The following is a 10,773-nucleotide window of genomic DNA, read 5'->3' as shown; positions in this document are numbered from 1 at the left end:
GCGCTGGAAAGAGATATTCCTCAACGCGCAGCCCAGGCCCTCGGCAACCGTCAGGATCAAATACAACGAGGCGTCCAGCCAGTTCTGGACCGCGGTGCACAACACGATCTCCGGGAACGGCACTGCCGCCGACAATCTCGCCGATCTCGAAGCGCGGCTGACCAGGCTGAAGGGCAAGGGCTGGTGAGCGCGGCCGGGCCATCGCCGCTGGCGCGCCGGCGCGTTCGCACGGCCTGGCTCTTCCTGGCGCCGATGCTTTTCGTGCTCGCCGTCGTCGCTGGCTGGCCGTTCCTGCGCACGGTCTATTACAGCTTCACCGATGCTTCGCTCGCCGATCTCGACGCGCGGCAATGGGTGGGCTTCGACAATTATTTCTCGGTGCTCACCCTGCCGAGCGGCCGGGTGCTCTATGACGGGCTGCTGGTCGATCCGGTCTGGTGGCGGGCGGTGTGGAACACGGTGCGCTTTGCAATTATCTCGGTGGCCTGCGAGACGGTGCTCGGCATGGTCGTGGCGCTGGCGCTCAACGCAGACTTCCCGGGACGCGGCATCGTGCGGGCGGCGATCCTCGTCCCCTGGGCGATCCCGACCATCGTCTCGGCCAAGATGTGGCAGTGGATGCTCAACGACCAGTTCGGCATCATCAATGTCGTTCTGCTCAATCTCGGCCTGATCGATAGCAAGATCGCCTGGACAGCGAGCGCCGACACCGCGATGGTCGCGGTGCTGATCGTCGATATCTGGAAGTCGACGCCGTTCATGGCGCTGCTCATCCTGGCGGCGCTGCAGATGCTGCCGCGCGAGATCCTCGAAGTGGCGAAGCTCGACGGCGCCAGCCCATGGCAGATCTTCTGGCGCGTGACGCTGCCGCTGATCCGCCCGGCGGTGATGGTGGCGGTGATTTTTCGCGCCCTCGATGCGCTGCGAATCTTCGACCTGATCTATGTGCTGACGCCCAACAACGTGCAGACCAAGTCGATGTCGATCTTCGCGCGCGAGAACCTGTTCGAGTTCGACAAGTTCGCTTATGGCTCGGCCGCCTCGACGCTGCTTTTCCTCATCATCGGCCTGCTCACCATCGCCTATATCCGGATAGGGCGGCTGACTTTCGAGGGAGGGCGCTGAGGTGAAAATGCTGAAGCGCGCCGCCTTCTATCTTCTGCTTCTCGCGATCGTCTTCGTCGCGGTGTTTCCGTTCTACTACGCCATCGTCACCAGCCTGAAATCGGGGACCGAACTGTTCCAGGCGAGCCTCTGGCCGCAATCGTTCAGCCTTGCCAACTACCGCAACGTGCTGACCGAAGGGCCCTTCCTGCGCAATCTCGTCAATTCGCTGATCGTCTCGGGCGCGGTCGTCGCGATCTCGCTGCTCCTCGGCGTCACCGCGGCCTATGCGCTGGCGCGCATCCGTTTCCGCGGGCGCTCGGCGCTGATGCTCGCCATCTTGTCGGTCTCGATGTTTCCGCAGGTCGCGGCATTGGCCGGATTGTTCGAGATCATCCGGGCGCTGCATCTCTACAATTCGCTCCTGGCGCTCATCCTGTCCTACATGATCTTCACGCTGCCGTTCACCGTCTGGGTGCTCACCACCTTTGTGCGCGACCTGCCGGTCGAGATCGAGGAAGCGGCGATCCTCGACGGCGCCGGACCGTGGACCATCCTGACGCGCATCTTCCTGCCGCTGATGTGGCCGGCGCTCGCCACCACCGGGCTGCTCGCCTTCATCAGCGCCTGGAACGAGTTCCTGTTCGCGCTGACCTTCACCTCCACCAACACGCAGCGCACCGTGCCGGTGGCGATCGCGCTGCTGTCGGGCAACTCGCAGTTCGAGATCCCCTGGGGCAACATCATGGCCGCCTCGGTGATCGTCACCGTGCCGCTGGTGGCGCTGGTGCTGACCTTCCAGCGCAGGATCGTCTCCGGGCTCACCGCCGGCGGGGTAAAGGGCTAGTTCAGATGTCGGGCGCGTTACCGACCTTCTTCTTCATCTCCAGCGCCCAGGCGCACCCTTCGTCGCCGCCCCACAGAAGCCAGGCGATATAGCCGGCGGAGGGATTGTCCTCATTGCCGTAGTTCCTGCCCTTCTTGTCGACCTCGTGGCGGGCGAAATAGCTGACCATGCGCCTGATGGTCGAGGGCGACAGGTTCCTGCGGCTCTTGAGCTCGGTGGCTCGCGCGACGCCGATCTCGGTGCCGCCGCGGCCGAACTGCTGGCGCAGCCTGAGGCCCTTGGCGGCGTTGTCGGCAACGACCTGCGGGCAGCGCAGGTCGATCTCGTCGCTGTCGGTCATTTTTGCTCCCCGTTCCCGCGTGGTTTTAGCTGACGCGAAGCAATGCGGCAAAGCGGGGCTGGTTCCGCCGTGTCTTTTCGAGGCGGCCTTTCAAGCAACCCTGGCGCCCATGCCGCGTTGGAGAAGGCAGAGGGGCTGTTCGGATCGGAGTTTTGAGATGAAAACGCTGCTGCCCCTGGTCGCCGTCGCGCTTCTTGCCGGCGCGCCCGCCGCGTTCGCCCAATCGAACGACACCAATACGGATGCCGTGGGACCCATGGTGACCGACAACAAGGTCGACACCCAGACCTTCGTCACGACCGTGCCGAATGCCAACATATTCGAGATCGAGTCGAGCAGGCTGGCTGAGGAGAAGTCGGCGTCGGCCGACGTCAAGGCTTTCGCCGCCGATATGATCAAGGACCACACCAAGGCCGGCGAGGACTTCAAGGCCGCGCTCAGCCAGGGCCAGACCACCGCGTCGATCAAGCCCTCCGGCCCGGCGCTGCAGCCGAAGGAGCAGCAGATGCTCGACGAGTTGAAGGGCGCGAGCGGCAAGGATTTCGACGCCAAATACATCAAGATGCAGACCGACGCGCATAAGGATCCCGTGGCGCTGTTTTCCACCTACGCCAATTCCGGCGACGACCCGGCGCTGAAGGAATTCGCCAAGAAGACGCTGCCGGTGCTGAAGATGCACGAGAAGCACGTGAAGGACCTGGCGGTCGCACATCAGTGAGGGGCTTTGGGTGGAGCCAATCGGCCAGCGCCGGTGCGAGGCCCCCCTCTCTGTCCTGCCGGACTGTCCGGCCCTTCGCTGTCGCTCAGGGCTTTCGTCGCTCGGAAAGCCAAGCAATTGGCTTTCCGTCCGCTGCGCGGACCGCTCCTCAACCCCCTCAAGGGGGGAGATCAGCCGTCACGCCGGCTTTCGCCAATCTCCAACGTTGCAGGAAGGGCGAGGCGCCGAAGCTGCCAATCTCCCCCTTGAGGGGGAGATGTCCGGCAGGACAGAGAGGGGGGCGAAGGAACGCTACGCTGCGCACTTTCCACCGGCAAATGCCGAACCGCCCGCCCACAAGGGGGGAAGGCAAGGCTGGCGTTCCCTCGCCGCCGCGATAAGCTCCCTCGCAAATCAGGGAGGACCACCATGGACAAGGAAGTCATCGAAGTGCCGGTGATGTCGGCGAAGGTGCGCGCGCTCGGCCTGCCGTGCTCGACGGCGGTGCGGGCCAACGGCTTCGTGTTCATCTCGGCGACGCCGCCGGTCGACATGGTGACCGGCGAGATGGTGCGCGGCGACATCGAGACCCAGGCTGAGGCGTCGCTGAAGGCGCTCAAACACTGCCTGGAAGCGGCCGGCACCTCGCTGAACAAGGTGGTGATGGTGCGCATCTACGCCGTCAATTCCGGCTTCTACAACGCCATCAACCGGGTCTACGCGAGGTATTTTGCCACCAACCCACCGGCGCGGAGTTTCGTGCCGGTGGCTTCGTGGCCGATGGAATTCGACATCGAGATTGAGTGCGTGGCGGTGGCGTGAGGGCCTCTCTCTTCGAAAAGACGCTGATCCACGGCGCCTTCGCTTTATAGACAGGCAGCTGCATTTCGCCAACGAGACCGGCACCCAGCGTTATGTCAAACGGGTCGGGTCTAGAGCGAGTCGTGCGGAAACGCGTTTATCAATTGCGCAATTCGGCTACCTTTTCCTCCAGGTCAGCAAAGAGGGACGTTACTAGTTCGTTCGATCGGTCCTCTTGTAATATTTCTCGCGCATGCGGAATGTGATAGAAAATTGACGGAGGGCCTGATGCAGGTTTTCCGTGCCGTTCGGCAAGTAGATCGTTCTTCCTAAGGATATCAACTAAGGTCTGCCAGAATTCACTTTTTACTATCTTAATTAGATAGTCGCCACCGTCACTTCTTATCCAATGTTGCCTCAGCATAACTCGGCATGACTTCTGAAGAAGTCGGTATAATTCATGTTCTCTTAGTCCTTCCGAAACTAGAGTTTCCGAACTCTCATTATCTCTAGCTCGACCATGTGCGTTTATCCACTGAGTGGCCTCTGCTCCGGCCAAAAGCTCTTGCCGCCCTTCCACCTCCAGTTGTATCATTCCTGGATCAGGAAAAGTTGGCGACAACCGGGTTATTTCATTGGCGATCACTGTAGCTACTTCCACATTCTCAAACGTCACGTTTGAAATGTCGCACTCGCGTAGGTCGATCTGATTAAAGGAGGAATTTGATATTCTACAAAAATCCGACACACCCCTGATGACGCTATCATCGACATGTATATTTTCTATATCGGTGATGCCGACAGAGCCTGCAAATGGCAAACAGGTCAGTAGCAACGCGGCGATATTTCGATCAGATCGATCCAATTCTGACGGTACAGATATCATGGCGGCAGCAATCTTTGCGAAACTTTTTAGCTCGTTGTTATCAGCCGACAGAGAAAACAAACCGAAAGTTATGAGAAAATCTGGACCAAAAATGTTTCTGCGGATAAACTTTGGCGTCTCATTTTGTGATATTGCGGAAATTGCCGAATGGCTTAGGAAGTAGTTAAAAAATTCGGAATGAGCGAATCTGCGGCGCCCCCGCCGTTCGTCATTTTCCAGAAAAGCTATGGCTTGTATCCTATTTTTTATTAACCGAAGCGAATCTGCATCGAAGTCGTCTCCCGCAGCAGTTTCGGCGATCCAAAATAGCGTATCATCATCAATTGAATCGACTTGGTTTTCCGCCATGTCGCGTGCAATTTCGGTTAAAACGTCGAGTACGAACCTGCGCAGACCACTTAGTTCCATGAGCTCAATGAGGGCATTGGGAAATTTAGTTGCTTCGCGCTCGATCATAAGCTTGGTAAGAGAGACCAAAGGCGGCGCTGACTCAAGATCGATGTCCTTAGATAACAACTCGGCGATTTGGGAGAGGAAGAACGGTCGCAGCGCATAAGAGCCCTCGTCAAAGAGGCCTAGCTCACTGGCTTCATCGACCCGCGCATCAGGCACTTTATTCTTTAGCCAGCTTTTCGCTGCATTGGGTGTGGTGGGCAGGATGCTGAACACGCCGACTTCGTGGTGTTCTTCGTCAAGTCTAGGGACGGCCTTGAGTAGTCGTTCCCTTCCGATAAACGTTTCTCTGCCCGCTAGAATTATGGTTCCCTCGCCCTCGATATCTTCGACGAGCTCTCGAACCTGTCCCCATGCGGTTTCGTAACCATTGGGATCGCCCAGTTCGTCGAAACCATCGATAGCAAGTTGAACCAGCCCATGCCTGACAAGAATCGGAATCTGATCGTATGTTACCTGGAGCCTTAAAGACTGAAGGCTGAAAGCCATCAGATCTTGAATAAAGGTCAATATCCTACCCCTGCTTTTGACATGCAGTATCAAGGGGCGTTGCGTTTTTACAAAGTCTCTGGCTCGAAGGGATGCTATCTGTTCGACGAAATGAGTCTTCCCAATACCCGCCGGGCCGTCAATTAATAAAACGCGAACAGACTGACCCGGCGCTCTTTCTTCAACCAGAAACTTCTCGATTGCCCCAATCTTGGCGTCTATATTCCGAGCTTTCGAGCTTAGTCTGCCGACTGTTTCAATTATATTCTTCTCCTTGATCAAGTCCTGGAGAGCTATTGACTGGGACGTGGCCCAAAGTTTCAAATTTGCAAAGTCGGTTGACGATAATAGAGATTTATAGTTAATAAATGTCTCGGCAGAAAATCCTTCCTTGTTGTACTCTATCTTTCCGCTCTTTAGGAATTTGACTGTAACTTCATGCCCCAGTCGAACGAAACGAAATATTGTTCCTGTTTCTTCTTCCTGATGATGTGGCGTGCCAGTGCCAATGTCCGCAAAAACTGCAAGCTCGTCCTTTATGATATCTATGTTATTTACCATTAGTCGATCTCCTGCAAGAGGCCGTCCAAGGAAAGGTAATTGTTATTCTTTCGACGTCTTACGAGCACCGTCCTGCCTCCGCGACTTTTGACCATGCTTCTGCTACAAATAGTGCCGGGACGAGATCATCATCTTCCGCCAGCACTAAACGCCAATCTCTGGAATCGGATCGAGCGTGAGTTAGTATATCGCAGGCAAGTGATGTATCCACCATTTTTTCTCTGGGGATATTATCGTTTAGAGGTCTTCTGAACGTGTCTGGAAGATTTATTTTCGGCATTGACTTCCCCGACTGCTGCACAAATCGATGCGGAAGCGAATTTAGAAGGGTTTCCCCGTATCCAATTTGGTTTTCAATGTGAATATCTTTAGAGTTTACCGAAAAGACAAAATCAGGGTCGTTAACTACATCCATAACTGCTATTCTATTTTCCGTCGGGTTTAGTCCGCGGTGCCACCCATGATATAACCGAAGAGTTACCCGAAATCTAACGTTGGTGTTTGCTGATAATTTTTTCAGAGTAGATGATATTATCTTTGAAACGTTCTCGAGAGTCACGGTGGCGCGTGTGCGAGGATTGCGAATACCGGTCCCGCCGGCAATATGAATCTGGGCAGTCCAATCAACGAATGCTACAACAGACGTTTGGGTCATTTTGAATGCTTATTGATCCTAGGTGCAATGCAGCCAAAAACCGAGAAATTATCCACCTTGGGCAACGGGAATCTATTAGCCGTACGCCCTCGCATCCTGTCACAACGCCGACGGAAGGCAAGGTGGGAGCGCCTCGTTCAATAGGCAGCTAAGAGCTTTGTAGCAGCCGGAAACAATGTAGACGATGGCAGTCACCGTTAAGGTGAGTCCAGCGCGGTTCGTTCCGATGGTAGGTTGGTTCGCAGTGTGGAGAAGCCTTGGGCCTAGCCAAAATACTCCTGCAACGGCCGCACCTCCAAGTTCCCGGCCCTTAGCGCCGCGATCGCCTCCGCCACCGCCGCGGCGCCCGACAGCGTCGTGTAATAGGGCACCTTCTGCATCAGCGTCGCGCGACGCAGCGACTTCGAGTCCGACACCGCCTTCTGGCCGTCCGTGGTGTTGAAGACGATCTGGACCTGGCGGTTGCGGATGGCGTCCTCGATGTGGGGACGGCCTTCGAGCACCTTGTTGATCTTTTCGGCAACCACGCCGTTCTCGGCGAGGAAGCGTGCGGTGCCGGAGGTGGCGAGCACCTTGAAGCCCTGTTCCGCCAAACGCTTGACCGCCGGCAGGATGCCTTTCTTGTCCTCGTCGCGGACCGAGACGAACAGCGTGCCGGAGCGGGGCAGGTCGACATTGGCGCCGAGCTGGCTCTTGGCGAAGGCCAGCGCAAAGTCGCGGTCGAGGCCCATGACCTCGCCGGTCGAGCGCATTTCGGGTCCGAGCAGGATGTCGACACCGGGGAAGCGGGCGAAGGGGAAGACGGCTTCCTTGACCGCGATGTGGCCGGGATTGCGTGGGTCGGGCATGGCGCCGTAATGGGCGAAGGCGTTTTCCAGCGTCTCGCCGGCCATGATGCGGGCAGCAATTTTCGCGATAGGTCTTCCGATGGTCTTGGCGACGAAGGGCACGGTGCGCGAGGCGCGCGGGTTGACCTCCAGCACATAGACCGTGCCGTCCTGGATGGCGTATTGCACATTCATCAGGCCGCCGACGTTGAGCGCGCGGGCGAGCGCTGCCGTCTGGCGCTCCAGCTCGTCGACGAGGTCCGGGTGCAGTGAATGCGTCGGCAGCGAGCAGGCGCTATCTCCCGAATGGATGCCGGCCTCCTCGATATGCTCCAGGATGCCCGAGACGAAGGTCTCCTTGCCGTCGCAGAGGCAGTCGACATCGACCTCGATGGCGCCCGAGAGATAGGTGTCGAACAGAAGCGGGTTCTTGCCCAGCAGCGTGTTGATCTGGCCGGTCTTGTCGTTGGGATATTTCTGCTTGATGTCCTCCGGCACAAGGCCGGGCACGGTGTCGAGCAGGTAGGTCTGCAGCGTGCTTTCGTCATGGATGATCTGCATGGCGCGGCCGCCGAGCACATAGGACGGGCGCACCACCAGCGGGAAGCCTAGCTCGCCGGCGACGAGGCGGGCCTGCTCGACCGAATAGGCGATGCCGTTCTTCGGCTGGGTGAGGTTGAGCTTGTGCAAGAGCTTCTGGAAGCGGTCGCGGTCTTCCGCCAGGTCGATCATGTCGGGCGAGGTGCCGAGGATCGGGATGCCGGCCTTCTCCAGCGCGTCAGCCAGCTTCAACGGCGTCTGGCCGCCGAACTGGACGATGACGCCGACCAGCTCGCCCGAGGCCTGCTCGGCGCGCAGGATCTCCAGCACGTCCTCCGCCGTCAGCGGATCGAAATAGAGGCGGTCGGAGGTGTCGTAGTCGGTCGAGACCGTCTCCGGGTTGCAGTTGACCATGATCGCTTCATAGCCGGCGTCGCGCAGCGCGAAGGCGGCATGGCAGCAGCAATAGTCGAACTCGATGCCCTGGCCGATGCGGTTCGGGCCGCCGCCGAGGATGACGACTTTTTTCCGCGCTGACACGCGCGCCTCGTTGGCGGGTTCGCCGACGAAAGGCACTTCATAGGTCGAATACATGTAGGCGGTCGGCGAAGCGAACTCGGCGGCGCAGGTGTCGATGCGCTTGTAGACCGGATGAACGTCGAGCTTTTCGCGGTTCTTCTGGACGACTTCAGCATCGGTCCTGGTCAGCGAGGCGAGGCGGGCGTCGGAAAAGCCCATCGCCTTCAGCATGCGCAGGTTGACGGCGTCCTGCGGCAGGCCATGTTCGCGGATGCGTTCCTCCATGGCGATGATGCCGGCGATCTGCTCGAGGAACCACGGGTCGATCTTGCACATGGCGTGCACGTCTTCAAGCGAGGTGCCCATGCGGATCGCCTGCGCCACCATGCGCAGCCGGTCCGGCGTCGGCGTGCCGAGCGCGGCGCGGATCGCGTTGCGGTCGTCGGTGTGGCTGGCGGGCGCGCTGCCATGGCCGAGGCCGGGAATCTCGATCTCGTCCAATCCGGTCAGGCCGGTTTCCAATCCACGCAAGGCCTTATGCAGCGATTCCTGGAAGGTGCGGCCGATGGCCATCACTTCGCCCACCGACTTCATGGCGGTGGTCAGCACGGGCTCGGCGCCAGGGAATTTCTCGAAGGCAAAGCGCGGGATCTTGGTGACCACGTAGTCGATGGTCGGCTCGAAGGAGGCCGGCGTCGCGCCGCCGGTGATGTCGTTCTCCAACTCGTCCAGCGTGTAGCCGACGGCGAGTTTCGCGGCGACCTTGGCGATCGGGAAGCCCGTGGCCTTCGAGGCCAGGGCCGAGGAGCGCGAGACGCGCGGGTTCATCTCGATGACGACAAGGCGGCCGTCGGCCGGGTTGACGGCGAACTGTACGTTCGAGCCGCCGGTCTCGACGCCGATCTCGCGCAGCACCGCGATCGAGGCGTTGCGCATCATCTGATATTCTTTGTCCGTGAGCGTCAGGGCAGGGGCGACGGTGATCGAGTCGCCGGTGTGCACGCCCATCGGATCGAGGTTCTCGATCGAGCAGACAATGATGCAATTGTCCGCCTTGTCGCGGACGACCTCCATCTCATACTCCTTCCAGCCGAGCACGCTTTCCTCGATCAGCACCTCGGTGGTGGGCGAGGCGTCGAGGCCGGACTGGACGATGTCGTAGAATTCGGCGCGGTTGTAGGCGATGCCGCCGCCGGTGCCGCCCATGGTGAAGGAGGGCCGGATGATCGCCGGCAGGCCGACATGGTCGAGCGCCTGGGCGGCGATCGCCATGGCATGGCTGATATAGCGCTGCTTGCGGTCGCCTTCGCCGAGGTTCCAGCGGGTTTCCAGCGCGTCGAGCGCGGCGTCGAGATTTTCCGGGTTCTCTGCCTTGAGCGCCGCGCGCTCGGCCTCATGGGTCTTGCGGTCGGCGTTCTTGACGTCGGTGGCGTTGGCCAGCATCGAGCGCGGCGTCTCCAGCCCGATCTTGCTCATTGCCTGGCGGAACAGCGCGCGGTCCTCGGCCTTGTCGATGGCATGGGCGTCGGCGCCGATCATCTCTACTTGATAGCGCTCCAGCACGCCCATGCGGCGTAGCGAGAGCGCCGTGTTGAGCGCCGTCTGGCCGCCCATGGTCGGCAGCAGCGCGTCCGGGCGCTCCTTGGCGATGATCTTGGCCACCACCTCGGGCGTGATCGGCTCGATATAGGTGGCGTCGGCCAGCTCCGGATCGGTCATGATGGTGGCCGGATTGGAGTTGACTAGGATGACGCGGAAGCCCTCTTCCTTCAGCGCCTTGCAGGCCTGGGTGCCGGAATAGTCGAACTCGCAGGCCTGGCCGATGACGATGGGGCCGGCCCCGATGATCAGGATCGACTTGATGTCGGTGCGTCTTGGCATAGTCGAAAAATCCGTTCGGCGAGCGGCTTGCACGAAAAACCGGGCGGGGGAGGACCCGGCCGGTTGTGCTTGCGATTCTGGTATCAGGCTAGGAGGGCCTTATAGGGAAGAGTTTTGCGGGATGTAACCCCGAAAATGAAGGGCAGTAGGGCAGTAGGGCAGTAGGGCAGTAG

General features: G+C 59.4%; 8 protein-coding genes and 1 pseudogene. 5 read left to right on the top strand and 4 right to left on the bottom strand.

Annotated features, from left to right (window positions below; all coding sequences use genetic code 11):
- The 3 genes and pseudogenes from EOA27_RS08075 to EOA27_RS08065 form a co-directional block, all read left to right on the top strand.
- Positions 1-187 (top strand): annotated as a pseudogene (locus EOA27_RS08075) (ABC transporter substrate-binding protein); the annotation flags it as partial.
- A 65-nt stretch (positions 188-252) separates the two neighbouring features.
- Positions 253-1,125 carry a sugar ABC transporter permease gene (locus EOA27_RS08070; RefSeq protein ID WP_126083741.1) on the top strand — a complete coding sequence of 291 codons (873 nt, stop codon included), beginning with the start codon at positions 253-255 and terminating at the stop codon, positions 1,123-1,125.
- Between the two features lie 7 nt (positions 1,126-1,132).
- Entirely contained in the window at positions 1,133-1,951 is an 819-nt protein-coding gene (locus EOA27_RS08065; RefSeq protein ID WP_189343371.1) for a carbohydrate ABC transporter permease, read from the top strand.
- A 1-nt stretch (position 1,952) separates the two neighbouring features.
- On the opposite strand, the gene EOA27_RS08060 is transcribed toward EOA27_RS08065, so the two are convergent.
- On the bottom strand, positions 1,953-2,291 hold the full coding sequence (locus tag EOA27_RS08060; protein WP_126081727.1) for a hypothetical protein: 339 nt from the start codon (positions 2,289-2,291) through the stop codon (positions 1,953-1,955).
- 157 nt (positions 2,292-2,448) lie between these two features.
- Between EOA27_RS08060 and EOA27_RS08055 the strand changes: the two genes are divergently transcribed.
- Positions 2,449-3,009, top strand: a complete 561-nt coding sequence (locus tag EOA27_RS08055; RefSeq protein WP_127255878.1) for a DUF4142 domain-containing protein — start codon at positions 2,449-2,451, stop codon at positions 3,007-3,009.
- 408 nt (positions 3,010-3,417) lie between these two features.
- Positions 3,418-3,810, top strand: a complete 393-nt coding sequence (locus EOA27_RS08050) for a RidA family protein (protein ID WP_126081729.1) — start codon at positions 3,418-3,420, stop codon at positions 3,808-3,810.
- A 139-nt stretch (positions 3,811-3,949) separates the two neighbouring features.
- Here the strand turns inward: EOA27_RS08050 and EOA27_RS08045 are convergent, their stop codons facing one another.
- From EOA27_RS08045 to carB, 3 genes are all read right to left on the bottom strand, one after another.
- Complete coding sequence (locus tag EOA27_RS08045) at positions 3,950-6,178, bottom strand: NACHT domain-containing protein (RefSeq protein WP_127255875.1); 2,229 nt, start codon at positions 6,176-6,178, stop codon at positions 3,950-3,952.
- Positions 6,179-6,236: 58 nt separating this feature from the next.
- On the bottom strand, positions 6,237-6,593 hold the full coding sequence (locus EOA27_RS08040; protein WP_127255872.1) for a hypothetical protein: 357 nt from the start codon (positions 6,591-6,593) through the stop codon (positions 6,237-6,239).
- Positions 6,594-7,096: 503 nt separating this feature from the next.
- Positions 7,097-10,600, bottom strand: a complete 3,504-nt coding sequence (gene carB, locus EOA27_RS08035) for a carbamoyl-phosphate synthase large subunit (protein WP_126081733.1) — start codon at positions 10,598-10,600, stop codon at positions 7,097-7,099.
- Positions 10,601-10,773: the final 173 nt, after the last annotated feature.

This window comes from Mesorhizobium sp. M2A.F.Ca.ET.037.01.1.1, from assembly GCF_003998075.1.
In the GTDB taxonomy this organism is placed as follows: Bacteria; Pseudomonadota; Alphaproteobacteria; order Rhizobiales; family Rhizobiaceae; genus Mesorhizobium.
Note: the sequence above shows the minus strand (reverse complement) of the source record. Positions and strands in the feature narration are given on the sequence as shown.